The following is a 25,874-nucleotide window of genomic DNA, read 5'->3' as shown; positions in this document are numbered from 1 at the left end:
TGGTCACTTCCCACCCTGTCGCCGGCGGTGCCGCACGGGCATCCGGGGTTTACCTCCGCGGGTCCCCGAGAACCGTCCCTGAGAAGCCGTCAGGGTCCTCCACCCACGGCAGGTGGCTGGCACCCTCCAGGACCACCCGGCGCACGTCCGGCAGCGCCGCCGCGAGGGAGTCCACCGCCCACCGGGGCCGCAGGTCCTCGCTGCCGTCGATGATGAGCACCGGCACCCGCAGCCTCCGGCACTGCGCGGCGAGGTCCGTCTCCCGCAGCCGCCGCGCCATCTCGGCGTTGAGGGTGACGTTGCACTCGCCGTTGATGTCGAACCACGGCGTCGCCATCGCCTCCGCGTGCGCGACGGCCCGCTCCCGGTCGGGGAACTCGGCGCTCCACTGCCGCACCACCGACGCCCGGTCGTGGCCGCGCGGCAGGTCCCGGACCCGTTCCCGGAACGCGGGCTTCCAGGTGTCCTCGTCGTCGACGCCGGTGCCGGCCACGTACACCAGGCGCCGCACGCGATCCGGGTGCCGCAGCGTGTATTCCAGGGCCAGGTGCGCGCCCCACGAATGCCCGAGCAGCGTGGCAGGCCCGCCGGCGTACTGGTCCAACACCGCGTCGAGGTCGCGGATGCTGCGGTCCAACGTGTACGGCCCGCGCCGCTGCGACCTGCCGCACCCGCGCTGGTCCCACCGGACGGTCCGGTAGTGCCCGGCGAACATCGTGGCGAGGTCACCGGCCATGTCCCACAGCCCCGGCCCGCCGTGGCAGAACACCAACGGCGGCCCCTCACCGCCGGCCTCCGTCCACAGTCGACACCCGTCGTCGGTCAGCACGTCGCGGCCTCCGCGATCTCCCCGGTCGGCAGGGTCGCGTCGACGGACACCAACAGCCCCCGCGACCGGTAGTGCTCCACCGTCGGCGTGACCGCGGACCGGAAGATGCGAAGCTTGACCGCGACCGTGTGCGGGGTGTCGTCCTCGCGCTGGAACAGCTCGCCGCCACAGCGGTCGCAGCGGGCCGGGACGGCCGGCGGGTCGAACTCGACGTGCCACGACCGGCCGCAGCCGCGGCACACGCGCCTGCCGCACAGGCGGCGTATGACGTCATCATCGGACAGGACGACGTCGGCGACCCGGTCCAGCGGCATGCCGCGACCGGCGAGGGCGGCGTCGAGTTTCGCGGCCGGGAACACCGGACCGGGAAGGTTGTCGAGGACGAAGCCGCCGCGGGCGTCGTCCTGCCCCAGCCGGGTCAGCACCATGGACAGCGTCACGTCCTCGGGGACCAGGTTGCCCGAGCGCATGCAGCGGTCGGCCTCGGCCGCCGCCGCGGTGCCGGCCCGGAACTCCGCCTGGATCACGTCGCGCATGGTGATGAGGGGGACGGCGAGACGGGCTGCGATGGCCTCGGCGACGGTCTCCCGGTCCGAGCCCGGGACGCCGAGGACGCCGAGTCGTCTCATCGTGGGAGCGCCCGCAGCGCGTCGAGCGTCGCCGGCCACGGGAACGGCGGCGGTGGGGTGGTCGGATCGCTGTCCAGCGGCGGCACCGACGCCGGGTCGAACACGACCGTCACGCCCCACCCGCGCAAGGTCCGCAGGCTTGCCTGGAACGCCGGATGGTTGGACAGCCCGACGTTCGGCGTGGGTACGACGATGACCGGCCTGCCCAGCCCGATGCCCTCGTTGAGCAGTCCCAGGGCCAGGGTGTCACTGATCCCGGCGGCGAGTTTGTTGACCGTGTTGAACGTGGCCGGCGCGACCACGAACGCGTCGGCGGGCGGCAGCACGTCCGGCTCGTCGGGCTGCTTGTACTGCGACCGCACCGGATACCCGGTCTGCCGCGCGAGGGCGCCGGCGTCCACGAACTTCAGCCCGTCCGGGGTCGCGACGACGCAGACCACCCACCCGTCCCGCTGGGCGGAGGCGACGAAGTCGGGCAGGTCCGCGGCGGGGCGGCCACCGCAGGCGACGACGTACAACACCGGCATGCGGAACAGGCTAACCGCCTGGGCACTCATGAGCGCACACGGTGACCGGCGCCGGGAGCCCGTGGTTTCCCGGGACGTGCCCGATGAGCGGGGTGCTCGCCCTGGCACTCACCACGGCCAGGACGATGAACAGCAGCGGCGCGGCGATGAGCGCGCCGAGGAAGTGCCGGCCCCAGCCGGGCTCGTCGGCGGCCTTGGCGAGGGCGATGCCCAGCGCCGGCAGCGCCACGGCCGCCGCCATCCCCGAGATGAACAGCGTGTCGGTGGTCGCCCCGAACGCCTCCGCCGCCGCGCGGGTCGGCAGCCAGATCACCGTGGTCCGGCGGACCAGTGCCACGATGAGCAGGAACGGCGCGCCGTACATCGTGATGTAGAACAGCACGCCCAGGCCGGCGCGTCTCATCGGACGGCGGCCGAGTACAGCGCGACACCGAAGGCGGCGAAGAGCACCGTCGCGAGCGCGGACAGGGTGCCGGCCAGCGCCGCCGGGATGCGCAGCCGGGTCACGACGGCCGTCGCCGCCATGAGGATCAGCAGCAGCGGCACACCCACCACGACCACGAGCGCCGGCAGGAAGTCCATCAGCGACCAGCCGCAGCCGCCGGAGCCGCAGTCCATGTCCGTCGCTTCCGGACCGTCGGGCAGCGACCACTGGCCGACGGCGAACGCCGCGACCGGGGTCAGGAACCAGCCGACGGCGACCAGCAGGCTCGCCCCGTACTGCGTGCGGTCGTTCTCCATGCCGAGATCCTTGCCGCCGCCGCCCGCCGGGGCATCGGCGTTCGTACTCAGTTGCGTACTGAGTACGGTGCGTGGTGGCGTACCATTCGGCGTCCGGGTCCCGCGGCTGGGGGGTTGTTCGTGCAGGGTCAGGTCCGGTTCGCCGTCGACCTCGGCACCTCCAACACGGTGGCCGTCGTCGACCGGGGCGACGGCACGCCCCGCCCGCTGCTGTTCGACGGCAACCCGCTGCTGCCGTCCGCAGTGTTCGCCGACGCCTTCGGGACCGTGTTCGTCGGGCGCGACGCCGAGCGGCACATGGCGACCGACGCGGCCCGCTACGAGCCGAACCCCAAGGGGCACATCGACGAGGGGCTGATCCTCCTCGGCGACCGCGAGGTGCCGGTCGTCGAGCTGCTCGCCGCGATCCTGCGCCGCGTCGCCGCCGAGGCCGCGCAGACCGGCGTCCTGGCCGGCGGCACCACCGTGCTCACCTGCCCCGCCGACTGGGGCCCGCGCCGCCGGGCCGTCCTGTCCGAGGCCGCCGGGGTTGCCGGGCTCGGCAGGGTCACGCTGCTGGACGAGCCGGTCGCCGCCGCCACGTACTGCATGCGGGTCCTCGGCTCGCGGATCGCCCCCGGCCGCAGCGTCGCCGTCTTCGACTTCGGCGGCGGCACCCTCGACGTCACGGTCGCCCAGGCCCTGCCCGACGGCGGGCTGCGGGTCCTGGCCACCGGCGGCCTCGACGACCTGGGCGGCACCGACATCGACGCCGCGCTCGTCGGGCACCTCGGCCAGCAGGTCGCCGCGCACGACGGCGAGCTGTGGCGCCGGCTGCAGCACCCGCAGACCCCGGCGGACTTCCGCGACCGGATGAACTTCTGGTCCGAGGTACGCGCGGCGAAGGAGATGCTGTCCAGGTCCGCCACCGCGCCGGTGCACGTGCCGGGCGTCGACCAGGCCACCCACCTGACGCGCGAGGAGCTGGACCGGGTCGCGGGCCCGCTCGTGGACCGCGCGGTCGACGAGACGCGCCGTGTGCTGCAGCGCTCCGGTGTACCGGCGTCGCAGCTCGACGCGATCCTGCTCGTGGGCGGGTCGAGCCGGCTGCCGCTGGTGGCGAGCCGCCTGCACGCCCGGTTCGGGCTGGCACCGGTGGTGCCGGAGCAGCCGGAGCTGCCGGTCGCCTACGGGGCGCTGCTGCTGGGCAACACGCAGACCGCGGGCACGGGCCATGGCGCGCCGGTCACCCCGGCGGGCGGGTATCCGACGTCGGCGCTGCCCGCGGCGTATCAGACCTCGGCGCCGCCGGCCGCGTATCAGGCGTCGGCTCCGCCCGCGGCGTATCAGACGGCGCCGGTCGGGTTCCAGGCGCCCGCGTCGTCGACGTTCCAGGCGTCCGCGCCGCCGGCGGCGTATCAGGCCTCGGCTCCTCCCGCCGCGTACCAGGCCTCGGCGCTGCCCGCATACCAGGCGTCGGCGCCGCCCGTGTATCAGGCCTCGGCGCCGCCGGCCGCGTATCAGGCGCCGGCGGCGTATCAGGGGGCGCCGGCCGGGTACCCGCCACCGGCCGCGTACCCGCCACCGGCCGGGTACGCGCCGCAGGACGGTTACGCACCGCAGCAGGGTTACGCGCCGCAGCAGCAGCCGGTCGTACCGCAGCAACGCCCGCAACGGCCGTCGGTCATCATCGGCCCAGGGGTGACGATGCAGGGCAACGTCGCCATCTACGGCGACGAAGACCTCATGCCGCAGTACGCCCGCGACGAACCCGACCGCCGGACCCGCGACGAGCCTCCGGCACCGCCCGAGGAGCCGCCGGCCCGCGCCCGCCGCGGCGGCTCGGGGTTCTCGATCTCCCGCATGTTCTGGCGGCTGCGCCTCATCGCCGTGCCCGTCGTCATCGTCCTCGCCCTGACGCCGTGGGGTCGCGGCCTGCTCAGCGCCGGCCGTGACAAGATCAGCGAGTGGACCGGCAGCCCGTCCGCCACGCCGACCGTCGCGGTCTCCACGTCCACCAAGGCGAGCCCCGCGAAGTCGGGCAGCTCCACCGCCGCCGCCACCACGTCGGTCAAGCTCGTCCCCGACTCCGTCAAGGCCGGCACCTCGGTCACGGTGACCGGCACCGGCTTCGACAAGGCCGAGCAGGTGGCCATCAAGGTCAACGGCACCCAGAAGATCGTCAGGACCGCCACCGCCACCGGCGCGGTGGAGTGGAGCATGCCGACCGGGACCCTGAAGAAGGGCACTGCCACCGTCGAGCTCACCGGCGCCAAGAGCAAGCGCTCCGCGAAGGCAACCCTGGACGTGACCGCGTAGCATCGACGGCTGCGAACGTCGCCGGGGCCGCGAACTGCGGCGTGACGCCGTAACGTGTCCGAACGAAAGTCCAAGGGGTTCCGCAGTAAACCTTCCGACCGGACGGTAGGCTGGGAGGCTCCGCAGTGATTCAGGAGGCTGTAGATGGCTCGTGCGACGTCCGCCCGGCCGGAGTCGACCCGCCGCCGGCAGCGGTGGGTCGACGGATACGACCCGGAGAACACCCGCAGGTCGCTGGTCACGAGCGCGCTGAGCCTGTTCGAGAAGCGCGGCTTCGACCGGACGTCGGTGCAGGAGATCGCGGACCAGGCGCAGCTCACGAAGGGTGCGTTCTACCACCACTTCGAGAGCAAGGACGACCTGTTGCGGCACATCCAGGAGGAGTACCTGGAGGCCCAGCTCACCGCGATCCAGCAGATCGAGGCCGCCAGCGACGACCCGAAGGTGCGGGTGGCCGAGCTGATCCGGTTCAGCCTGACCAGCGTGGCCGAGTACCGGGCGCACGTGACGATCTTCTATCAGGAGCGGCGGTACCTCACGGGTGAGCTGTTCGCCGAGGTGACCCGCAAGCGGGACCTGGTCGAGGCCGCGTTCGCCGGGATGGTTCAGGACGGGGTGACCCGGGGCGTGTTCCGCGCGGACGTCGATGCCCGGATCGCCACCTTCGGGCTCGTCGGCATGTGCGCGTGGGCGTACCAGTGGCTCAACCTCAGCGGCCCGCTCAGTGTCGACGAGGTGGCCCGCCAGTTCAGCGCCATGGTCCTGGAGGGCCTGTACGCCTGACCGGCAAGAGGCATGAGCGGGGCGAACCCTTGAGTGTGCCGCACTCGGTGTGGTAGATACCTACCAGTCGGTATGACGGAGGGGTGCATGACACGAGCGGTTCGGGCAGGCATGGACTTCGTCACGGCGCTGGACCGGGGCAGCCTCGGCGGGCTCGCCCGGCTGTGTGCGCCCGGCGCGACCTGGTGGGTCGACAGCGGGCCGGACCGGCGCGGCGGCGACCCGGCGGTGTCGCCCGGCGGCAGCGGACGGTTCCCGCTGCACGGGCTGATGCGCATGGACGACAAGCTCGCCCTGATGCGGTCGCTCGGGCCGGCGGCGTTCCCGACCGGCTGCCGGCAGGTCCCGCGCCGGGTGATCGCCGGCACCGGCGTGTGCGTCATCGAGGTCGAAGGCCACGGCGTGCACGCCTCGGGGCTGGAGTACGCCAACCGCTACGCCTTCGTGTTCGACGTCGACGAGGCCGGGGCGATCGTGTCGGTGCGCGAGTACCTCGACACCATCCACGCCCAGCACGTCGTCGGCGGCGCCGCCCCGGTGCCCCGCACCGCCTTGGACCACGTGCCCGGACCCGCCGGGCAACGGCCGTCGAGCCCGCAGGAGCGGCAGGCGCTCGCGTTGTGGCCCGCCCTGGAGCACGGGGACATCGACGCGTTCGGCGCACTCTTCGCCGACGGGGCCACCTGGTGGACGGACTCCGGCCGGGACCGTGCGCGCGGGCGGCTGCACCGTACCGGCGACATCGCCGCCAACGGCCCCTTCCACGGCGTCGTCGCCATGGCCGACAAGCTCGCCGCGATGCGGGCCAGGATCGCCTCCGGTGCCTACGCGTCCGCGGCCGTCGCGGTCACCCCGCACCGGTGGGTCGCCGACGACACCCTCGTCGCGATCGAGGCGAGCGGCGACGCGACCCTCGGCGGCGGCCTGCGGTACCAGAACCGCTACCTCTGGGTCGTCGACGTGCGACCGGACGGCATCGCACAGGTCCGCGAGTACTGCGACACGCTGCACATCGCCGACCTGATGGGTTATGACGCATGACCGGCCCGCAGCGGAGCGAGGAGCTGGTCATCATGGGTGCGGCCTTTGGGTCAGGCCGACGCCGGAGCGCAGCGGAGGTGGCGGCGTGACCGGCCCGCAGCGGAGCGAGGAGCTGGTCATCATGGGTGCGGCCTTTGGGTCAGGCCGACGCCGGAGCGCAGCGGAGGTGGCGGCGTGACCGGCCCGCAGCGGAGCGAGGAGCTGGTCATCATGGGTGCAGCCTTTGGGTCAGGCCGACGCCGGAGCGCAGCGGAGGTGGCGGCGTGACCGGCCCGCAGCGGAGCGAGGAGCTGGTCATCATGGGTGCAGTCTTGGGGTCAGGCCGACGCCGGAGCGCAGCGGAGGTGGCGGCATGACCGGGCTGCCGTTCACGGACCTCAACCACGTCCTCACCACGACCAGGTCGGTGCGGCTGCGGCTGGACTACGACCGCCCGGTGCCGCTCGGCGTGATCGGCGAGTGCCTGCAGCTGGCGTTGCAGGCGCCGACCGGTGGCGCCGCGGAGGACTGGCGCTGGGTCGTGGTCGGCGACCCGGCGCGCAAGGCCGAGCTGGCCCGGCTGTACCTGGACGCCTACCTGGAGTACGTGCACAAGCCGCTGCACAGCGCCGAGGGTGCCGAGAGCGGGATCGTGCGGGGGCGCCTCGGCGGGGTCGACGAGCACGGCGCCGTCAGTGCCCGGACCGCGCGGATCCTCAGCGGCGCCGAGCACCTCGCACACCACCTCGGCCGGGCGCCGTTCCTCGTCATCCCGTGCGCGACCCGGCCCAACCCGGCCAAGGGAGGCCCCGGCACGCACTCGGCCGTCTACGGGTCGCTGTATCCGGCGATCTGGCAGTTCAACCTCGCGCTGCGGGCCCGCGGGCTCGGCACCGTCATCACCACCCTGCACCTGCATCACGCCGCCGCCGCGGCCGCGCTGCTGGGCATCCCCGAGGACGCCGTGCAGATCACGATGCTCCCGGTGGCCTACACCCAGGGCACCGACTTCAAGGTGGCCGCCCGCAAGCCGGTCAGCAGCGTCGCCTTCCTCGACCGGTGGGGCGACCCGCTGCCGTACGAGGACAAATCCGTCGACCGCCTGACGGGAGAGGACACCGTATGAACGTCCCGGCAGTGATCACCGACATCGACGAGGTCCTGACCACGACCCGCGCGGTGCGCCACCGTATGGACTTCACCCGGCCCGTCGACCGTGCCGTCGTCGAGCACTGCCTGCGCCTGGCTCAGCAGGCGCCGATGGGCTCCAACCTCGAGGACTGGCGGGTCGTCGCGGTCGACGACCCGGCGCTGAAACGCCGCATCGGTGCGCTGTACACCGAGGTCTGGCACCAGACCGTCGAAGGGCCCCTGGCCGGCGGTGAGGCGGCGACGACCACCCGGCTGTCGCCGTCGGTGCGGCCCGACCCGGTGTCGCAGGCCCGGCAGGCCAGGATCCTCGCCGCGGTCAAGTACCTGGTCGACCACCTCGAGGAGGTGCCGGTCCTGGTCGTGCTGTGCAGCACCAAACCGGTCCCGCAGCGCCCCGTCGGCGGCACCGCGTCGGGCTACTACGGCTCGATCTTCCCGTTCGCCTGGTCGTTCCAGCTGGCGCTGCGCTCCCGCGGCCTCGGCTCGGTGATGGCGACCGCGCTGGCGCACAAGGCGCGACAGGTGCAGGAGGTGCTCGGGCTGCCCGAGGACTGGCGGCCGATCACGCTGCTGCCGGTCGCCTACACCAAGGGCCTCGACTTCCGGCCCGCCGCCCGCGCCGACCTCGCCGAGGTGACGTTCTGGAACGGCGCCACCGAGCGGGCCGGGTCCGCGCCCGCCGCCGCCGAGCCGTCCGCCGCAGACCCGGTCGGCCCCGGGGAGCGGGCTGGGTCCGCGTGAGGGCCGCGTTCGTCGCCGAGCCGTCCGAGGCCGACCCGGTCGCCGCCATCCGGGTCGGCGACCTCGATGTCCCCGCCGTCCCCGACGGCTGGGTCCGTGTCGACGTGCGGGCCGGCGCACTCAACATGCACGACCTGTGGACGCTGCGCGGCGTCACCCGGCGGCCGCACGCCGGCCCGCACGTGCTGGGCAGCCGCCGCCGGGGTGGCCGGCGGCAGGGACGTGGTCGTCTACCCGGTGCTGCCCGCGCCCGGCGGCCGGGCCGTCGCGCACGCGACCCTGCTGCCCGACGCCGGCCACGGCGTGCTCGCCGAGCACATCGCCGTCCCGGCCGGGCACGTCGTGGCCAGACCGGCGCACCTGGACTGGGCGGAGGCGGCGAGCCTGCCGACCGCGTGGCTGACCGCCTACCGGATGCTGTTCACGAAGGCCGGCCTCGTCCCCGGGCAGGTGGTGCTGGTGCAGGGCGCCGGCGGGGGAGTGGCGACCGCCGCGGTGAGCCTCGCCGTCGCGGCCGGTGCCACCGTCATCGTCACCTCCCGGTCGGCCGGGAAACGGGAACGGGCCCTGGCCCTCGGCGCCGCCGCGGCCCTCGACACCGGCGCACGGACCCCGGAGCCCGCCGACGTGGTCATCGAGACCGTCGGCAGCGCGACGTTCGAGCACTCGACCCGGTCCACCCGCATCGGCGGGACGATCGTGGTCTGCGGCGGCACCAGCGGCTTCACGGCGAGCCTCGACCTGGCGCGGCTGTTCGCCCGCGAGATCACGGTCCGCGGGTCGACGATGGGGTCCCTCGCGGAGTTCCGGGCGCTGGTCGGGTTCGTCACCGAGCACCGGCTGCGGCCCGCCGTCGACAGCACCGTCGATCTCGCCGACATCCGTACCCAGGCCGGCCGGATGCTCGCCGGTGACGCCTTCGGCAAACTCTGCGTGCGTGTGGCATGACCCAGGTCGCGCTGGTTCGCCGCGGGCCCGCGCTCTGGGCCCGGATCGACCGGCCCGGCGCCGGCAACGCGTGCGGCTCCGAGGTGATGGGCCGCCTCGAGGAGTGGCTCGCCGCCGCGACCGATCCCGGCGTGCGGGTGCTCGTGCTCACCGGCACCGGCCGCAGCTTCTGCGCCGGCGCCGACCTCACCGAGGCCACGGCCCTGCTCGGTGACCTGCCCGCGTTGCGGTCGTTCCTCGACCGGGGCCGCGGCCTGGTCCGTGCGGTCATGGCGGCCGGTGTACCGACGATCGCCGCCGTCAACGGTGCGGCCTTCGGCGGCGGCCTGGAACTCCTGCTCGCCTGTGACATCGCGGTCGCCGCGGACACCGCCCGGATCGGCGACCGGCACATCGCGGTCGGCCAGGTCCCCGGCTGGGGCTCCAGCGTCCTACTGCCGCACGCCGTCGGGCCGGCGCTCGCCCGGCGGCTGCTCATCGCCGGCGAGACCTGGACCGGCGAGGAGGCCGCGCGGCGGGGACTCGTCAGCGAGGCCGTCCCCGCCGCGGATCTCGACCGGCACGTCGACGCCCTCGCCGAGCGGATCGCGGCCCTCGACGAGGCGGCGGTGCGGCGCATGCTGCGGGTCGCCCGGCCGGTCATCGGCGCGCAGGCGTGGGACCGCGAATGGGACACCCTCGGCGAACACCTCGCCAGCCAGGCCACCGAACCGGAGTGATCATGCGACCCGTCCAGCGCACCACCGTGCCCGCCCCCGACGACCTGCTCGGCCTCACCGGCCGGGAACTCGGCGCCAGCGAACCACAGGTGGTGACCCAGGAGCAGGTGAATCTGTTCGCCGACGTCACCGAGGACCACCAGTGGATCCACGTCGACGTCGAGCGGGCCCGGTCGGGGCCGTTCGGCACGACGATCGTGCACGGCTTCCTGACGCTGTCGCTGGTACCGCGCCTGCTCGCCGACATCCTGGAGGTGCAGACCTACTCGATGGGGGTCAACTACGGCCTGGACCGGGTCCGGTTCGTCAAGCCGCTGCCGCCGGGGGTGCAGATCCAGGGCACCGCGACGCTGCTGTCGGCGAAGCCGATCGAGGCCGAGCACGGCCGCCCCGGCGGGGTGCAGGCCAAGGCGTCGGTCGTGGTGGAGTTCGCCGCCAGTGGCGAGACGTGCTGCGCCGCGGAGATCCTGTTCCGCTACTACAGCTGACCGGCCGCCGCCGGGGCACCGCCCCGGCGGGCGATGAGCAGGCCGACGCCGTCGAGGATGCGGTCGAGGCCGAACGTGAACGCCTGGTCGCGCCCCTCGGCCGAGTCGGCGAGCGTCGCGGCGAGGGCCGGGAACCGATCGGCGTGCCGGCCGATGACGGCGCCGATCGCGTCGAGCAGCTCGGCCTCTCCGGGGCGTGCGACCGCCGCCTGCTGGGCGATCATCCGCACGTGTCCGGCGATCACCGCGACGGTGTCGAAGCGCTCGGCTCCGGTCAGTCCGGTGCCGACGAGCACCGACACCGCCGCCTCCATCCAGGCCAGCTCGTTGGGGCCGATCGGGCGCGGCCCGAGCGTCGCCTCCAGCGCCCACGGGTGCGCAAGGAAACGGTCCAGCATGCCTGACGCCCAGGCGCCGAGCCCGGCCCGCCAGTCGGCCGGCGCGACCGCCGGCGGCGCGCCGATCGCCCGCTCGACCATGAGCGCGACGAGTTCGGCCTTGCCGGGCACGTAGCGGTACAGCGACATCTTCGTGAAGCCGAGCTCGGCGGCGATCCGCTGCATGGACAGGGCGCCGAGCCCTTCGGCGACGGCGAGCGCGATGCCGGTGTCGGCGACCCGCTGCGGGGTCAGCGCCGGCTTCGGCCCGCGGGTCGGCTGCGGCCGGTCCGTCCAGAGGAAATCGCTCGACATCGTGGTCACCCTTGCCCGGTCCGGAAACTGCGTCTACCGTACACAGAAAGAACCGTGTCCGCAGGACACAATTACTGGGGGGACCTGTTCGATGCCTACCGTCCTGATCTCCGGCGCCGGTGTCGCCGGCTTCGTGCTCGCCCACTGGCTCGGCCGCGCCGGCTTCGACACCACCGTCGTGGAGCTCGCCCCGACGCTGCGCACCGGCGGCAACGCGGTCGACTTCCGCGGCCCGCTGCACCGCTCGATCCTGGAGCGGATGGGCATCCTGGCCGACCTGGAGCGGGTGCGGACGGGCGGCACGGCGATGCGCTTCGTCGATGAGCACAGCCGGCGCCTGATGGAGCTGCCCGCGGACTTCGCCGGCGGCGACATCGAGGTGCTGCGCGGCGACCTCGCCCGGGTCCTGTACGAGCACGGCCGCGCGACCGCCGAGTTCCGCTTCGGCGACAGCATCACCGCGCTCGACGAGACGGCCGACGGGGTGGACGTGACGTTCACCGGCGGCACCCGCGGCCGGTTCGACCTGGTGGTCGGCGCCGACGGGGTGCACTCGGGGGTGCGACGGCTCGTGTTCGGCCCCGAGTCGCGGTATGTGCGCCACCTCGGCTACCACGTCGCCACCTGGAGCGTGCCGAACGATCTCGGCCTGCAGGACCGCACGTCGCTGCTGTACAACGTGCCGGGGCGCATGGCGAGCGTCGGCGGCGACCACCGCGACCCGGCGCGGGCCGGCGCGTTCGTGGCGTTCGCGTCCCCCCGGCTGGACTTCGACCGGCGCGACGCCGAGGCGCAGAAGGCGATCCTCCGTGAGCGGTTCGCCGGCGTCGGCTGGCACGTGCCGCGGCTCCTCGCCGCGCTGGACGACGCCCCCGACCTGTACTTCGACGCGATCTGCCGGGTCGACATCACCCCGTGGTCGCGCGGGCGGGTCGCGCTCGTCGGTGACGCGGCGTGCGGTGCCACCATCGGCGGGATGGGCACCGGGACGGGTCTCGTCGCCGCGTACGCCCTGGCCGGCGAACTGGTCGCGGCCGGCGGCGACCACACGGTGGCGTTCCCGCGCTACGAGCGGCTGCTGCGCGACTACGCCCGGCGCACCCAGAAGGGCGGCGACACCACCGGCCGCTTCCTCGCGCCCCGGCGGGCATGGGCGGCCAGGACGCGCAACTGGCTGCTCAACCGGCCCGCCCTGATGGCCCTGCAACTGAAGCTGGCCGACGACCGGGCAACCGACCTGGACCTGCCCGACTACGCGTCGCTGCCGCCGGTGCGGCGCGGGCTGCCGCAGTAACGGCGCGGATGCAGCTACTCCGTGGGGCCGGTCGGGGCGACGAAGCGGCCGCGGTAGAACGACAGGGCCGGGACCTTCGTCGGCTTCAGGTGCACGTGGTCGACGTCGAGCAGCACGATCACGTGATCGCCGCTGGTGATCACGTCGTCGCGCACGCCGGCGAGGATGGCCGGGGTGCCGGGCAGCAGCGGTACCCCATCCGGACCTGGCGCCCACGGCACCCCACTGAGCTTCTCCGCGCCGGACAGCCCTGAGGTCGCGAAGCGGCGGGCGATGTCCTCCTGGTCCTGGCCGAGGATGTGGATCGCGATCCGGTCCGCCGCGACGAGCACCTTGAAGCTCGACGACGACGTCGCGACGCAGAACAGCACCTTGGCCGGGGACAGCGACACCGACGTGAACGAGTTGACGGTCAGCGCGGCCACGGCACCGCCGGGCGCCGTCGCGGTCACGGCGGTCACCCCGGTGGGGAAGTGCCCGCACACCTGGCGGAACTCGCCGGAGTCGAACAGGGGCTCGGTCATCATCGGTCCACCGCCGGGTCGGAGAGGTCGCAGACGGCACGGGAAGGGCGCAGGCCGCCTTCGAGCTGCACCAGGCACAGGGTGTGCCCACCGGGGTCCTTCACCAGGTGGAGCCGCCCGTGCGGGCTGTCGACGGGGCCGACGGTCGGCATGCCGCCCAGGTCGGACACCCGCGTCAGTGCTTCGTCGAGTGACCCGACGTTGAAGTACGTGATCCACTTGGACGGGATGATGTTGGGCCACTCGTTGTCCAGCTCCAGGACCCCGGCGACCGGGACGTCGGCGAGCATGAGGACGGTGTACGGGTGGGCGGTCGGCGAGTCGTCGCGCTGCTGGGTGGTGTAGCCGAACAGGTCCTGGTAGTAGGCCACCGACCGTTGCGGTTCGCCGGTGTCCAGCTCGTTCCAGCACAGCGCGCCGACCGTGTTGAGCGTCTGCACCCCCGCCCGGGACTCACCCTGGTACAGGCCGAACGCCGCGCCGAACGGGTCGATGACGACGGCGCCGGTGCCGGCCGCCGGCAGGTAGCGGGGCTGGGTGACGAGTTCCCCGCCGAGGGTGACCGCCTGCTCGGCGGACCGGGTGACGTCGTCGACGGCGAAGTAGGCGATCCAGCCGCGGGGCCGCCCGCCGTGCAGGCCCGCGGCGTCGGAGATGCCGGCGACGTCGTGACCGTCGACGCTGCACATCCGGTACGTGGTCGCGCCGAGCTGCTCGTGCCGCACGGTCCAGCCGAGCAGCGCGGTGTAGAACTCCTCGGCCTGCTGCGGGTCGATGGTGCACAGCTCCACCCATACCGCCTCGCCGGCCTGGAACGCCTCCGTCATGCCGTCACGCTCGCGACGATCGTGCGGGCCGAGACGTCGTAGGCGTGTTCCGGGGTGCCGGTGGCCAGGCTCGACTCGACGACCTCGACGACCGCGCGCAGGGTGCGCGGCGGCACCGCTGCCAGGGCCTCGACGAGGGCGTCGACCTCGGCGTCCAGGTCGTCGGCGGGGACGACCCGGGCGACCAGGCCCCAGCCGAGCAGCTGGGCGGCGGTCGCGGTGCTCGCGCCGGTCAGCAGCGCGTAGGCGTGCGGCCGGGGCAGCGCCCGGGCGATCGTGTAGCCGACGCCGGCGGGCGCGAAGCCGAAGCGGGCCTCCGGGAGCGACAGGCGGGCGTCGGCGGCGGCCACCGGCAGGTGGACGGCGCTGAGCAGCCCGGCGCCGAACCCGATGACCTGCCCGCGCACGGCGCTGACGACGGGCACCGGCAGCTGCCGGATGCGGTGCAGCGCGGCGTCGCTGTCGCGCAGCCCGGCCGCGACCGCCTCCTGGGTGGTGCCGGCGAGGGCGGCGAACGACGTGGTGTCCCAGCCGCCGCAGAAATGCCGGCCGGCCATGTCGAGCCGGATCACCGCGCAGGTGTCGTCCGCGGCGGCGGTCTCCATCGCGGCGACGAGTCCGTGCAGCGCGTCGTCGTCGAAGCAGTTGCCGCGGGCCGCGTTGTCGTAGCGGACGCGCACGACGCGACCGTCGTGTTCGCGGGTCAGGTTGAGAGCCACGGGCGGATCATACATACCAGTCGGTATGAAGACAACGACGCAGGCAGGTAGGGGTATGTCACACGGTCGTCACGGACGCGACACCCGTTCGACCTGTTGACTTGATACCGGCTGGTCGGTACTTTGTGGCGAGCGTCACGGCCGCGGCTCGCGGCGACATGACGGGTCCATCGTTGTGAAGGACGTCCATACATGCTCATGAACTCCTTGCGATCCCGGCGGCCATTGGCGCTGGTCGCCACCCTTGCCCTCGCGAGCGCCGGTCTCACCGCCTGTGGCGGCTCGGAGCCCGGCACCGCCCAGTCGGCCGGCCCGTTCACCGTCCGGGCGCTGCTGGCGGCCCAGCCCGCGACCCTCGACCCGATCGTCGGCGCGCGCTCCGCCCAGATCGTCTGGGCCACCATGATCGAGCCCCTGATCACCACCGACTCCTCCCTCAAGCCCACCGACGCCGGCCTCATCACGAGCTGGACCCGCACCGACGCGACCACCTGGACGTTCAAGGTGCGGCCCGACATCAGCTTCAGCAACGGCGAGAAGGCCGACGCCGCCGCCGTCGCCAACACCCTCACGCTCACCAGGGACGCCGCGGCGTCGCAGCTGAAGTCGTATTTCACCAACGTGGTCGGGATCGAGGCGCCCGACGCCACCACCGTCGTGGTGAAGACCAAGACCTCCCAGTACAACTTCGCCGACCTGCTCACCACGGTCTACCTGGTGCCGCCGAAGTACTACGCGGAGAAGGGCTCGGCGGGCTTCGCCGCCGCCCCCGTGGGCACCGGGCCCTACGTGTGGGCCGGCTCCAACGCCGGTCGCGACATGTCGGTCAAGAAGAACCCGTCCTACTGGGGTTCGAAGAAGGCGATCAACGAGGGCATCACGTTCACCTGGGCGAACGAGGCCGCACAGCGGCTCGCACTGATCCAGAGTAAGAGCGTGGACGTCTCCTTCGACCTGCCCCCTGCCCAGGCCGCCACGGCCAAGAAGGCCGGCATCGCGGTGACGAGCACCGAGACCGCCATCAAGATCATCGCGTTCCTCGACTCGACGAAGGCGCCGTTCGACGACCCGAAGCTGCGTGAGGCGGCGGCCCTGGCCATCGACCGGGACGCGATCGTCAAGGGCATCTTCGACGGCCAGGCCGTCGCCGACGCCGGCCTGCTCAACGTCAGCCCCGGCCAGAAGCCCGCGCAGAGCGTGTCCGCCGACCCGGCCAAGGCCAAGGAACTCGTCGGCGCGGCCGCCCCGGCGGTGCAGATCCACTACCCGGCGGCGCAGTACACCAACATCGAAGAGGTCTCGCAGGCCGTCGGCGGTGCCCTCGAGAAGGCCGGCTTCAAGGTCACCTACGTGCCGATCGACTACGGCACGCTGGTCAAGCGGGTGGTCGGCCGTCAGGTCCCCGGCATCGCGATCTTCGCCGGTGTTCCCAACGTCGCCGTCCCGGACTTCTTCGCCAGCGGCTTCATGAAGGCCAAGTCGATCACCGGCAACTGCCCGGACCCGCAGATTGACGACCTGGCCCAGAAGGCACTGGAGCAGTCCGACGCCGCGGCGGCCGCCCCGATCTACGAGCAGCTCAACACGATCGGCGTGGTCGACAAGCACTGCTACGTGCCGCTGTACCGGCAGGTCTTCAGCTACGCGACCGCCGTCGGCGTCAAGGGTGTGGTGTTCGGCCCGCTGAACACCGTCGACTTCACCCAGACGACCCGCTGACAATGTCCGACGTCGTGCAGAAGGGGATGCCGGGCGGCGACGCCCGGCACCCCCGCGCCGTGGACCGCACCCCGGACCGTGCCCCGGTTCAGGACCCGCCGGTGCTCGAGGTCGACGACCTGGTCGTCGAGCACCGCAACCGGCGCACCGGCGAGGTGTTCCGGGCCGTCGACCACGTGTCGCTGCGCATCGGCGCCGGCGAGAGCGTCGCGGTCGTCGGCGAGTCGGGCTCGGGCAAGACCACCCTCGCGATGGCCGCGACCGGGCTGGGCCCCCGCGGCGCCGGCGACATCCGGCTGCTCGGGCACTCGCTGTCGGCGGTCGGTCGCAAGCAGCTGCGCCGGCTGCGGCCCGAGGCGCAGGTGGTCTTCCAGGACCCGCACGGCTCGCTCGATCCCCGGCAGTCCGTGCGGTCCGGGCTGCGGGAGCTGCGCGCGCTGCAGCCGGAGCGCACCTCGTGGATCGAGGACACCGACCTGCTCGAGCGGGTCCGGCTCGAGCCGTCGATCCTCGAGCGCTACCCGCACCAGCTCTCCGGCGGCCAGGCGCAACGGGTCTGCATCGCCCGGGCGCTGCTGATGCGGCCCAGGCTCATCGTCGCCGACGAGCCGACCTCCGGCCTCGACGTCTCCGTGCAGGCCGACGTGCTGGCCCTGCTCAAGGAGATCCGCGCGACCACCGGCGCGGCCCTGCTCATGATCAGCCACGACCTGGCGGTGGTCCGCTCGCTCTGCGACGTCGTGCACGTCATGTACCACGGCCGGGTCGTGGAGTCCGGGCCCTGCGAGACCGTCTTCGCCCGGCCCGGGAACGACTACACCCGCGAGCTGCTCGCCGCGATGCCAGGAGCGCGATGGAGGTCACGGCAGTGAAAACCAGCCCGGTTCCGCCGGCGAAGGACACCCCGGCGACGCACGACCCGGCGCCGCCGGCGACAGCGGCGGCGGAGACAACAGCGGTGGGGACAGCAGCGGAGACAACAGCGGTGGCGAGCCGGTCGACCGTCGCCGCGGCGGGCAGCGGCCGGTCACGACGGATCGGTGCGCTGCGCCGTGCCGGCGCCCGGCTCGCGGCCCTGCTGGCGTCGCTGCTCATCGCGCTGAGCATGGCGTTCATGCTCGGCCGGCTGTCCGGCGACCCGACCATCACCATCCTCGGGCCGATGGCACCGCCCGAGCAGCGCGAGGCGCTGCGCCACGAGCTCGGCCTCGACCGGCCGTTCCTGGTCCAGTACTTCGACTACCTCAAGGGCGTCTTCACCGGCGACCTCGGCCAGTCGCTGCAGTTCTACCAGTCGAACACCTCGATGATCATGGACCGGCTGCCGTTCACACTCCAGCTGGTCGCGGCCGGCATGGCCCTCGCGATCCTCGTCGGCGTCCCGCTCGGCGTGCTCGCCGCCACCCGCGAGGGCACCTGGTGGGACCGCGCCGCGTCCACCGTCGCCCTGCTCGGCCAGTCCGTCCCGGTCTTCTGGTTCGGGATGATGCTGGTGGTGCTGTTCGCCGTGAACCTCGGCTGGCTCCCGGCCGGGCAGTCCGGCACCCCCGCGCACCTGGTGCTGCCGGCGTTGACGATGTCGGTGTACCCGATGGCGCAGATCGCCCGGCTCACCCGCGCCTCGATGAGCGAGGCGCTCGCGGAGCCGTACATCGACGCCGCCAAGGCCCGCGGCATCACCGGCCGCCGGGTGGTGTGGCGGCACGCGTTCAAGAACGCCATGATGCCGATCCTCACCATCGTCGTGCTGCAGACCGGCATCCTGCTGTCCGGGGCGGTCGCCGTCGAATACGTGTACTCCTGGCCCGGCCTCGGGCAGCTCGCCCTGCAGGCCATCCAGTTCCGCGACTTCCCCCTCGTCCAGGCGATCGTCGTGTTCGGCGCCCTCGTCTTCGTCCTGCTGAATCTGCTCGTCGACGTCATCCACTCGATCGTCGACCCGAGGGTGAGGTGACCACGTGAGCCAACTGGAGCTCCAGGTGGCGACCCAGCCGCCGGCCCGGCGCGGCCGCACGTCGGCCTTCTGGCTGGCACTGCCGATCGCCGTGGTCGCCGTCGCCGTGTTCGTCCTGCCGCTGACCGGCCTGCTCCCCGACGCCGGTCAGGACCTCGACGCGACCCGCCGGCCTCCCGGCTTCCTCTCCGGCGGCTCCTGGTCGCATCCGCTCGGCACCGACAAGCTCGGCCAGGACCTGCTCACGCAGTTCGTCGAGGCCGGCCGGCTGACCATCATGATCGGCCTGGTCGGCGCGATCGTCGCGATCGGCCCCGGCACCCTGCTCGGCCTGCTTGCCGGCTACTTCCGCGGCTGGGTCGACCGGGTCATCTCGGTCCTCATCGACGCGCAGCTCGCCCTGCCGTTCATCCTCGTCGCGCTGGCGATCATCGCGAACCGCGGCAGCTCCCTGCCGGTGCTGTTCCTGGTCCTCGCCCTCACCGGCTGGGCCGTCTGCGCCCGGGTCACCCGCTCCGCGACGATGGCCATCCGGGAACGCCAGTTCGTGCTGGGCCTGCGCGCCGCCGGGGCGTCGGAGCTGCGCATCGTGTTCCGGCACATCCTGCCCAACCTCGGCGGCACCATCGTCGCGCTCGGCACCCTGCAGGTCGGCACCGCGATCCTCATCGAGAGCGCCCTGAGTTTCCTGGGCCTGGGTGTGGTACCCCCGATGAACAGCTGGGGCTCGCTGCTGGCCGCCGGCCAGGACGAGCTGAGCACGGCCTGGTGGATCGCGTTCTTCCCCGGCCTCGCGGTCACCGTCCTCGTACTGCTGGTCAACCTCCTCGGCGACGCACTGCTCACCCACTACGACCCCCGCAAGAGGCGCCGATGACCAGCCTGCTGCACGTGTCCGGCCTGTCCATCTCGGCCCGGCTCGCCGCCGGGCACCTCCGGCTGCTCGACGGCGTCGACCTCGACGTGGGCCGCGGCCAGATCGTCGGCGTCGTCGGCGAGTCCGGCAGCGGCAAGACCACGCTCGCCCGCGCCGTCGTCGGGCTGCTCGAACGCAACGTCACCGTCGAGTCCGGCACCATCGAGCTCGCCGGCGACGTGGTGGTCGCGCACGGCGTCGACCGCACCGACCGCATCCGCGGCACCGCCGTCGGCATGGTCTTCCAGGACGCGTCCCGGTCGCTGAATCCGCTGATGAAGGTGCGCACCCAGCTCGGCGAGGTGCTGCGCCGGCACGTCCGCGGCATCACCAGGGCCGACGTGCAGCGGCGCTCGGTCGAGGTCCTGGAGCAGATGCGGATCAGCGACTCGGCCCGGGTCCTGGACAGCTATCCCCACCAACTGTCCGGCGGGCTGCGCCAGCGTGTCGCGATCGGCCTGGCCGTGGTCACCCGCCCGGCGCTCGTGATCGCCGACGAGTGCACCACGGCGCTGGACGTCACCACCCAGACCAAGGTCGTCGGACTGTTCCGCACCCTGGTCGACGAGCTCGGCATCGGCCTGCTGTTCGTCACCCACGACCTGATGCTGGCCAGCGACCTCTGCGACCGGATCGCGGTGATGAGCGGCGGCCGGGTGGTCGAGCAGGGCGGCGTCGAGGACGTGCTGGACCGCCCTCAGCAGGACTACACCCGGCGGCTGCTCGCCGCGATCCCCTCGTGGACCTGAACCCCGTGGAGCCTTTTGTGCCAGACCAGGGTATCGACGCGTACGCGGCCTACCTGCCCGCCTACGTGCTCACCGACAACCGCCTCGACGCCGACGGCCCGCCGAGGACCGGCGGCCCGTCCCGCGGTGTCGCCGGCTTCGACGAGGACGTCGTCACGATGGCGGTCGAGGCGCTGCGGCACCTGACCGCTTCCACAGGGCCGTTGCTGCTGGCCACGACGAGCGCGCCCTACGAGGCGAAGACGGCCGCCGGGATCGTGCACGAGGCCCTCGGCCTGGACCCCGGCGTCAGCGCCGCCGACCTGCGCGGGCACCGCTCCGGGGCGACCGCCCTGGACCTGGTGCTGCGCGCCGGTGCCCTCGCCGCCGCGGCCGACGTGCGCACCACCCGCCCCGGCGCCCCCGACGAGCTCGGCCAGGGCGACGCCGCTGCCGCGTTCGCCGGTGGCGGCGCACGGGCCGCGGTCCTGCTGGGCCGGGCCGGGCACACCACCGAGATCCTGGAGCGGTGGCGGCTGCCCGGCGAGCGGCACGACCGGGTCTGGGACGAGCGGTTCACCGCCGAGATCCTCGCCGCGGCCGGTCTCGACGCGGCCCGGCGCGCGCTCGCCGAGGCGTCGCTCGACGCCGTCGACCACGTCGTGGTCGCCTCCTCGAACCCGCGGGCCGCCGCCGCGCTCCGCAAGAGCCTGCGCGGCGCCGGGCAGGACGCCGCCCTGGAACGGGCCACCGGCTTCACCGGCGCCGCCCACCCGGGGCTGCTGCTCGCCGCGGCCCTCGACGACGCCGATCCGGGGCAGACGATCCTGCTGCTGTCCGCGACCGAGGGCGCCGACGCGTTTGTGTTCCGGGCCGGCGACGGGATCCGCGAAGCCCGCACCGGGCCGCCGGTGCGCGAGCAGCTGGCCGCGCGGCAGCACCTCGGGTACGGCCGGTACCTGCGCTGGCGCGGGCCTCGACGTGCAGGGACCGGCCCGCCCGGCGGCACCGCGCCGGCGGCGCCACCGATGCACCGCCGGGCCGGCTGGAAGTACCGCCTCGAAGGCAGCCAGTGCGGCGCGTGCGGCCGGATCACGACGCCGCCGAGCCGGGTCTGCGCCGCGTGCGGCATCGCCGGCGCGGGCGAGGCGAAGGTGTCGCTGCGGGACAGGACCGCCCGGGTGGTCTCCGTGACCCGCGACCACCTGACCACCATGCCGGAGCCGGAGGTCGCGGTCGTCATCGCCGACGTCGACGGCGGTGGACGGCTCAGCGTCTACGCCACGGACATCCCGCCCGGCGACGTCACCGTCGGCATGCCGATGACGCCGACGTTCCGGCGGCTGTGGACCACCGACGCGATCCACAACTACTTCTGGAAACTCCGCCCACGGAAGGACACCACGGATGGGCAGTAGGCGCACCACCCACGACGTCGCGATCGTCGCGATGGGCTGCACCCCGTTCCGGGACCACTGGAACTCCTCCGCCGACGACCTGCTCGTCGACGCCGTGCAGGAGTGCGTCGGGTCGCTGCCGTCGGTCACCCTCGACGACATCGACGCGTTCTGGGTCGGCACCCAGGGCTCCGGCATGTCCGGGCAGACCCTGGCCCGGCCGCTGCGCCTGGTCGGCAAGCCCGTCACCCGGGTCGAGAACTACTGCGCGACCGGCTCGGAGGCGTTCCGCAATGCCGTGTTCGCGGTCGCCTCCGGCGCCTACGACATGGTCATGGCCACCGGCGTGGAGAAGCTCAAGGACTCCTCCTACTCCGGGCTGTCCGCGGTGTACCCGCCGGCCGACGGCACCGACGTCGACTGGACCGCGCCGGCCGGCTTCTCCCTGCTCGCCCCGGCGTACCAGCAGGCGTACGGCGTCGACGCCCGCGACATGCGCAGCGCCCTGACGAAGGTCGCGATGAAGAACCACGCGAACGGGGCCCTCAACGAACGTGCCCAGTTCCGCAAGGCCGTCACCGCCGAGACCGTCGAGAACTCCCCGCGCATCGCCGGTCCGCTCGGCGTCATGGACTGCTCCGGGGTGTCCGACGGCGCCGCGGCGGCCATCATCGTGCGGGCCGAGGACGCCCACCGGTACACGAGCAGACCCGTCTATCTGCGGGGGATGAGCTTCGTTGCCGGCTCCGGTGCGGGCCTGGCCGCTGACGGCTATGACTTCACCACCTTCCCCGAGGTGGTCGCCGCGGCCCGGCAGGCGTACGAGCAGGCGGGCGTCACCGACCCGGCCGCGCAGATCTCCCTGGCGGAGGTGCACGACTGCTTCACCCCGACGGAGGTGGTGCTCATGGAGGACCTCGGGTTCTCCGAGCGCGGCAAGGCGTGGCGGGACCTGCTCGACGGCCGCTATGACCTCGGCGGGGCGCTGCCGGTCAACACCGACGGCGGCCTGAAGTCCTTCGGCCATCCGATCGGCGCGACCGGCCTGCGGATGATGTTCGAGTGCTTCACCCAGCTGCGGGGCGAGGCCGGGGCCCGGCAGGTGCCCGACGCGAAGCTCGCCGTCGCGCAGAACCTCGGCGGCCAGCCGGGTTCCTGCGTCGCGTTCGTCGCGGTCCTGGGCAGCGAGCGATGAACGGTCCGGAGCGTAGCGGAGAGGCCGTTCATCATGGGCACAGTTCGGAGCTCGGGCGCACGGAGCGAAGCGGAGGGCGAAGCGGAGGGCGAAGCGGAGGGCGAATGAGCGCGGTCAGGCTGGACGGGCGGGTCGTGATCGTCACCGGCGCCGGCAACGGCATCGGCCGCGCGCATGCGGTGTCCCTCGCCGCGCACGGTGCGTCGGTGGTGGTCAACGACGTCGGCGGCGGTCTCGACGGTACGGGCACCGGCGGCGCGGCCGCACTCGTCGTCGAGGAGATCCGGGCGGCCGGCGGCACCGCCACCGCATCCACGGACTCCGTCGCGACCTCGGCGGGCGGGGCGGCCCTCGTGCAGCGCGCGGTCGACGCGTTCGGCACGGTCGACGCCGTCATCCACAACGCCGGCATCCTGCGCGACCGGACCCTGGCGAAGCTCACCGACGACGACGTGCAGGCGGTCCTGGACGTGCACCTCACCGGCGCGTTCAACGTGCTGCGCCCGGCCTGGCCGATCATGGCCGGCAAGGGGTACGGCCGGATCGTGCTCACCAGCTCGTCCTCCGGCCTGCTCGGCAACTTCGGGCAGTCCAACTACGGCGCCGCGAAGGCCGGCCTGGCCGGGCTGATGCAGGTGCTGTCCCTGGAGGGCGCCCGGCGCGGCATCCTGGTCAACACGATCGCCCCGACCGCCGCGACCCGGATGACCGACGGCCTGCTCGGCGACCTCGCCGACCGGTTCGACCCGCGGCACGTCGCCGCCGTCGGCACGTTCCTCGCCTCGGAGCAGTGCACCCTCAACCGGCACATCCTCACCGTCGGCGGCGGCCGCGTCGGCCGGATCTTCCTCGGCGTCACCCCCGGCTGGTACGGCGGTGCTTCGCCTGCCACTCCCGACGACATCCTCGGATCCATCGACGAGATCTGCCGTCTCGACGACTTCATCGTGCCCGACAGCGGCGCCGACGAAGTCGAGCTCATCCAGAAGGTTCTCTCCGGAAAGTGAGTTCACCGCATGCCGGTCAGCGAAGTGCATCACGTGGCGATGACGGTGTCCGATGTGGACCGGGCCGCCGACTTCTACGAACAGGCGCTCGGCTACCGCAAGACCCTGCGGACCGACGTCGGCGGGCCCGGGATCGAGGTCTCGCTCGGGCTGCCCGCCGGGACCACCGGACGGGTCCAGTACATGCAGGGCCCGAGCAGGATCGGGCAGCTCGAACTCATCGAGTGGAGCGGCACCAAGACCAGGACCGCGACCGCCGGGCACCTCGAGCTCGGCACGTTCCTGCTCAGCTTCGAGGTGCCCATCGACGAGATCGGTGACCTGCACCGCCGGATGACCGAGCTCGGTGCGGAGTGCCTCGGCGAGCCCAACCGGGTGCTGCTGGAGAACTACGGGTACATCACCGCGTTCGCGGCCCGCGACCTCGACGGCAACCTGCTGGAGTTCGTGTCGCTGCCCAGCCGGGAGGAGATCCTGGCGTACCGAAGTGGAAGCGGCAGCTGATGGCCGCCAGCAACTTCGCCGAGACGCTCAGGCTGCAGGCGCTGCGCCGCGCGGACCGGGAGGCCCTGGTCGACGGCGCCGGCCGCTGGACCTACGCGCAGCTCGACGCCGACGTCGACCGGCACGCCGCGGCCCTGCTCGACGCCGGCATCACCGCCGCCGACCTGGTCGGGGTCCTCGGCCGCAACACCGCCACCTATGTCATCGAACTGCTCGCCCTCGCCCGGATCGGCGCGATCTCGGTCCCGCTCAACTGGCGGCTGCACACCACCGAACAGACCTACGTCATCGAGCAGGCCGGGATCGCCGGCCTGCTGTACGACGACGACTTCGCCGGCACCGCCGCCGACCTGGTCGCCACCACAGGGATCCGGATCGCCGTCGCCAACGGGGACAAGGCCGTCCCCGGCGCGCACCTGCTCGCCGCGCTGCTGGACCGGCAACCGGCGGGGATCAGGATCCCCGACGCGGAGAAGGCGCCCGGCGACATCCACCGGCTGCTGTACACGTCCGGCACCACCGCGCACCCGAAGGGCGTCATCCACACCTGCGGGAACCTCACCGCCAACCACCTCGCGCAGGTCCTCGAACTGGAACTGACCCAGCAGGACCGGATCCTGATCTCAGCGCCGCTGTTCCACGTCAGCGGCCTCGAGGCACCCGGCCTGGCGATCTTCACGGCCGGCGCGACGATGGTGCTCACCCCCACGTTCAAGGCCGACGACATCGCGCGGATCGCGGCCGCGGAACGCATCACCGGCATGGTCCTGGCCGCGCAGATCCTGTTCGGCCTGCTCGACCTGCCCGAGCAGCCGGACCTGTCGGCGCTGCGCTACCTGCTGTTCGCCGGGGTCGCGCCGAGCGTGCGGCGCAGCGTGAAGCAGCGCCTGCCGCACGTGCGGCTCATCGACACGTTCGGGATGACCGAACTGTGCAACGGCGTCTGTTACATGGACGCCGCGCACGAGGAGCGCAAGATGGGCGCGCTCGGCGCCCCGTTCCCCGGCGTGCACATCAGGATCGTCGACGAGCACTTCCGGCAGGTCCCGCCCGGCACCGACGGCGAGATCATCATCCGCGGGGAGAAGATCTCACCCGGGTACTGGAACGACGAGGAGGCCAACCGGCGCAGCCGCCGCGACGGCTGGTTCCTCACCGGCGACGTCGGCCGCATCGACGCCGACGGCTACCTGTGGTTCGTCGACCGGCGCACCGACCTCATCAAGTCCGGCGGGGAGAACGTCGCCGGCGCCGAGATCGAACGGGTCATCGCGCAGTGCCCGGACGTCGCCGAGGTCGCCGTCATCGGCGTCCCCGACCCGCAGTGGGACGAGGTGCCGAAGGCGTTCGTCATCCTCCGAGACGGCGCCACGACCACCGGCGAGGACATCCGCGACCACTGTCGAGCCAACCTCGCCGGGTTCAAGGTGCCGAAGTACGTCGACGTGGTGGAATCCTTGCCGCGCAACGACTCCGGCAAGGTCCTCAAGCGGGAGCTGCGCGAGTCATGAGCGGTCCGGAGC

28 protein-coding genes are annotated in these 25,874 nt (G+C 72.9%); 19 read left to right on the top strand and 9 right to left on the bottom strand.

The window, feature by feature from the left end; genetic code table 11:
* Positions 1-49 precede the first annotated feature (49 nt).
* Genes OHA72_RS57935 through OHA72_RS57915 form a run of 5 tightly spaced genes read right to left on the bottom strand, consistent with a single transcriptional unit; the run spans position 50 to position 2,726 of the window.
* Entirely contained in the window at positions 50-829 is a 780-nt protein-coding gene (locus OHA72_RS57935; protein ID WP_327004627.1) for an alpha/beta fold hydrolase, read from the bottom strand.
* Complete coding sequence (locus tag OHA72_RS57930; protein WP_327004626.1) at positions 823-1,458, bottom strand: adenylate kinase family protein; 636 nt, start codon at positions 1,456-1,458, stop codon at positions 823-825. The genes OHA72_RS57935 and OHA72_RS57930 overlap by 7 nt, the downstream gene beginning before the upstream one ends.
* Positions 1,455-1,985 (bottom strand): flavoprotein, encoded by a 531-nt coding sequence (locus OHA72_RS57925; RefSeq protein ID WP_327004625.1) that lies wholly within the window; start codon positions 1,983-1,985, stop codon positions 1,455-1,457. Before OHA72_RS57925 ends, OHA72_RS57930 begins: the two co-directional genes overlap by 4 nt.
* A gap of 10 nt (positions 1,986-1,995) precedes the next feature.
* Positions 1,996-2,388 carry a hypothetical protein gene (locus tag OHA72_RS57920; protein WP_327004624.1) on the bottom strand — a complete coding sequence of 131 codons (393 nt, stop codon included), beginning with the start codon at positions 2,386-2,388 and terminating at the stop codon, positions 1,996-1,998.
* Positions 2,385-2,726, bottom strand: coding sequence for a hypothetical protein (locus OHA72_RS57915; RefSeq protein WP_327004623.1), 342 nt, complete (start codon positions 2,724-2,726; stop codon positions 2,385-2,387). Before OHA72_RS57915 ends, OHA72_RS57920 begins: the two co-directional genes overlap by 4 nt.
* A gap of 120 nt (positions 2,727-2,846) precedes the next feature.
* On the opposite strand from OHA72_RS57915, the gene OHA72_RS57910 reads away from it, so the two are divergent.
* The 8 genes from OHA72_RS57910 to OHA72_RS57875 all read left to right on the top strand — a co-directional run bounded on the left by OHA72_RS57910 (position 2,847) and on the right by OHA72_RS57875 (position 10,875).
* Positions 2,847-5,024, top strand: coding sequence for an Hsp70 family protein (locus OHA72_RS57910; protein WP_327004622.1), 2,178 nt, complete (start codon positions 2,847-2,849; stop codon positions 5,022-5,024).
* 144 nt (positions 5,025-5,168) lie between these two features.
* Positions 5,169-5,807: a TetR-type transcription factor C-terminal domain-containing protein gene (locus OHA72_RS57905; protein ID WP_327004621.1), complete on the top strand. Its 639-nt coding sequence runs from the start codon at positions 5,169-5,171 to the stop codon at positions 5,805-5,807.
* 87 nt (positions 5,808-5,894) lie between these two features.
* Positions 5,895-6,848 (top strand): nuclear transport factor 2 family protein, encoded by a 954-nt coding sequence (locus tag OHA72_RS57900; RefSeq protein WP_327004620.1) that lies wholly within the window; start codon positions 5,895-5,897, stop codon positions 6,846-6,848.
* Positions 6,849-7,200: 352 nt separating this feature from the next.
* Positions 7,201-7,953 (top strand): nitroreductase family protein, encoded by a 753-nt coding sequence (locus OHA72_RS57895; protein WP_327004619.1) that lies wholly within the window; start codon positions 7,201-7,203, stop codon positions 7,951-7,953.
* Positions 7,950-8,720 carry a nitroreductase family protein gene (locus tag OHA72_RS57890; protein ID WP_327004618.1) on the top strand — a complete coding sequence of 257 codons (771 nt, stop codon included), beginning with the start codon at positions 7,950-7,952 and terminating at the stop codon, positions 8,718-8,720. The genes OHA72_RS57895 and OHA72_RS57890 overlap by 4 nt, the downstream gene beginning before the upstream one ends.
* A gap of 204 nt (positions 8,721-8,924) precedes the next feature.
* Complete coding sequence (locus OHA72_RS57885; protein ID WP_327004617.1) at positions 8,925-9,668, top strand: zinc-binding dehydrogenase; 744 nt, start codon at positions 8,925-8,927, stop codon at positions 9,666-9,668.
* Positions 9,665-10,387 carry an enoyl-CoA hydratase/isomerase family protein gene (locus tag OHA72_RS57880; protein WP_327004616.1) on the top strand — a complete coding sequence of 241 codons (723 nt, stop codon included), beginning with the start codon at positions 9,665-9,667 and terminating at the stop codon, positions 10,385-10,387. Before OHA72_RS57885 ends, OHA72_RS57880 begins: the two co-directional genes overlap by 4 nt.
* 2 nt (positions 10,388-10,389) lie before the next feature.
* Entirely contained in the window at positions 10,390-10,875 is a 486-nt protein-coding gene (locus OHA72_RS57875) for a MaoC family dehydratase (protein ID WP_327004615.1), read from the top strand.
* Here the strand turns inward: OHA72_RS57875 and OHA72_RS57870 are convergent.
* A complete protein-coding gene (locus tag OHA72_RS57870) occupies positions 10,866-11,567 on the bottom strand; it encodes a TetR/AcrR family transcriptional regulator (protein ID WP_327004614.1) in 702 nt (233 codons plus the stop codon). The genes OHA72_RS57875 and OHA72_RS57870 overlap by 10 nt on opposite strands.
* A 91-nt stretch (positions 11,568-11,658) precedes the next feature.
* On the opposite strand from OHA72_RS57870, the gene OHA72_RS57865 reads away from it, so the two are divergent.
* Complete coding sequence (locus tag OHA72_RS57865) at positions 11,659-12,861, top strand: FAD-dependent monooxygenase (protein WP_327004613.1); 1,203 nt, start codon at positions 11,659-11,661, stop codon at positions 12,859-12,861.
* Positions 12,862-12,875: 14 nt separating this feature from the next.
* Here OHA72_RS57865 and OHA72_RS57860 read toward each other — a convergent pair whose 3' ends face one another.
* From OHA72_RS57860 to OHA72_RS57850, 3 genes are read right to left on the bottom strand one after another with little or no spacing between them, the layout of a single operon-like run.
* The gene (locus OHA72_RS57860; protein ID WP_327004612.1) at positions 12,876-13,388 is read right to left on the bottom strand and encodes a flavin reductase family protein; all 513 of its coding nucleotides are present in this window, start codon (positions 13,386-13,388) and stop codon (positions 12,876-12,878) included.
* Positions 13,385-14,212 carry a VOC family protein gene (locus tag OHA72_RS57855; protein ID WP_327004611.1) on the bottom strand — a complete coding sequence of 276 codons (828 nt, stop codon included), beginning with the start codon at positions 14,210-14,212 and terminating at the stop codon, positions 13,385-13,387. Before OHA72_RS57855 ends, OHA72_RS57860 begins: the two co-directional genes overlap by 4 nt.
* Positions 14,209-14,931 (bottom strand): enoyl-CoA hydratase/isomerase family protein, encoded by a 723-nt coding sequence (locus OHA72_RS57850; protein ID WP_327004610.1) that lies wholly within the window; start codon positions 14,929-14,931, stop codon positions 14,209-14,211. Before OHA72_RS57850 ends, OHA72_RS57855 begins: the two co-directional genes overlap by 4 nt.
* Positions 14,932-15,129: 198 nt before the next feature.
* Here OHA72_RS57850 and OHA72_RS57845 point away from each other — a divergent pair, with 198 nt between their 5' ends.
* The 10 genes from OHA72_RS57845 to OHA72_RS57800 all read left to right on the top strand — a co-directional run bounded on the left by OHA72_RS57845 (position 15,130) and on the right by OHA72_RS57800 (position 25,862).
* Positions 15,130-16,650 carry an ABC transporter substrate-binding protein gene (locus OHA72_RS57845; protein ID WP_327004609.1) on the top strand — a complete coding sequence of 507 codons (1,521 nt, stop codon included), beginning with the start codon at positions 15,130-15,132 and terminating at the stop codon, positions 16,648-16,650.
* Positions 16,651-16,652: 2 nt separating this feature from the next.
* Positions 16,653-17,522 (top strand): ABC transporter ATP-binding protein, encoded by an 870-nt coding sequence (locus tag OHA72_RS57840; protein ID WP_327004608.1) that lies wholly within the window; start codon positions 16,653-16,655, stop codon positions 17,520-17,522.
* Positions 17,519-18,604, top strand: a complete 1,086-nt coding sequence (locus OHA72_RS57835) for an ABC transporter permease (protein ID WP_327004607.1) — start codon at positions 17,519-17,521, stop codon at positions 18,602-18,604. Before OHA72_RS57840 ends, OHA72_RS57835 begins: the two co-directional genes overlap by 4 nt.
* Positions 18,605-18,608: 4 nt before the next feature.
* On the top strand, positions 18,609-19,481 hold the full coding sequence (locus OHA72_RS57830; RefSeq protein WP_327004606.1) for an ABC transporter permease: 873 nt from the start codon (positions 18,609-18,611) through the stop codon (positions 19,479-19,481).
* Positions 19,478-20,269: an ABC transporter ATP-binding protein gene (locus OHA72_RS57825; protein ID WP_327004605.1), complete on the top strand. Its 792-nt coding sequence runs from the start codon at positions 19,478-19,480 to the stop codon at positions 20,267-20,269. The genes OHA72_RS57830 and OHA72_RS57825 overlap by 4 nt, the downstream gene beginning before the upstream one ends.
* Before the next feature lie 17 nt (positions 20,270-20,286).
* A complete protein-coding gene (locus OHA72_RS57820) occupies positions 20,287-21,666 on the top strand; it encodes a zinc ribbon domain-containing protein (protein WP_327004604.1) in 1,380 nt (459 codons plus the stop codon).
* Entirely contained in the window at positions 21,656-22,840 is a 1,185-nt protein-coding gene (locus tag OHA72_RS57815; RefSeq protein WP_327004603.1) for an acetyl-CoA acetyltransferase, read from the top strand. The genes OHA72_RS57820 and OHA72_RS57815 overlap by 11 nt, the downstream gene beginning before the upstream one ends.
* A gap of 104 nt (positions 22,841-22,944) precedes the next feature.
* Positions 22,945-23,847 (top strand): SDR family NAD(P)-dependent oxidoreductase, encoded by a 903-nt coding sequence (locus OHA72_RS57810; protein ID WP_327004602.1) that lies wholly within the window; start codon positions 22,945-22,947, stop codon positions 23,845-23,847.
* A gap of 9 nt (positions 23,848-23,856) precedes the next feature.
* Positions 23,857-24,351 (top strand): VOC family protein, encoded by a 495-nt coding sequence (locus tag OHA72_RS57805; RefSeq protein ID WP_327004601.1) that lies wholly within the window; start codon positions 23,857-23,859, stop codon positions 24,349-24,351.
* Entirely contained in the window at positions 24,351-25,862 is a 1,512-nt protein-coding gene (locus tag OHA72_RS57800; RefSeq protein WP_327004600.1) for a class I adenylate-forming enzyme family protein, read from the top strand. Before OHA72_RS57805 ends, OHA72_RS57800 begins: the two co-directional genes overlap by 1 nt.
* Positions 25,863-25,874 lie beyond the last annotated feature (12 nt).

It is taken from the genome of Dactylosporangium sp. NBC_01737 (assembly GCF_035963215.1).
Taxonomy (GTDB): Bacteria; Actinomycetota; Actinomycetes; order Mycobacteriales; family Micromonosporaceae; genus Dactylosporangium.
This window is presented reverse-complemented; position numbering and strand designations above follow the sequence as displayed.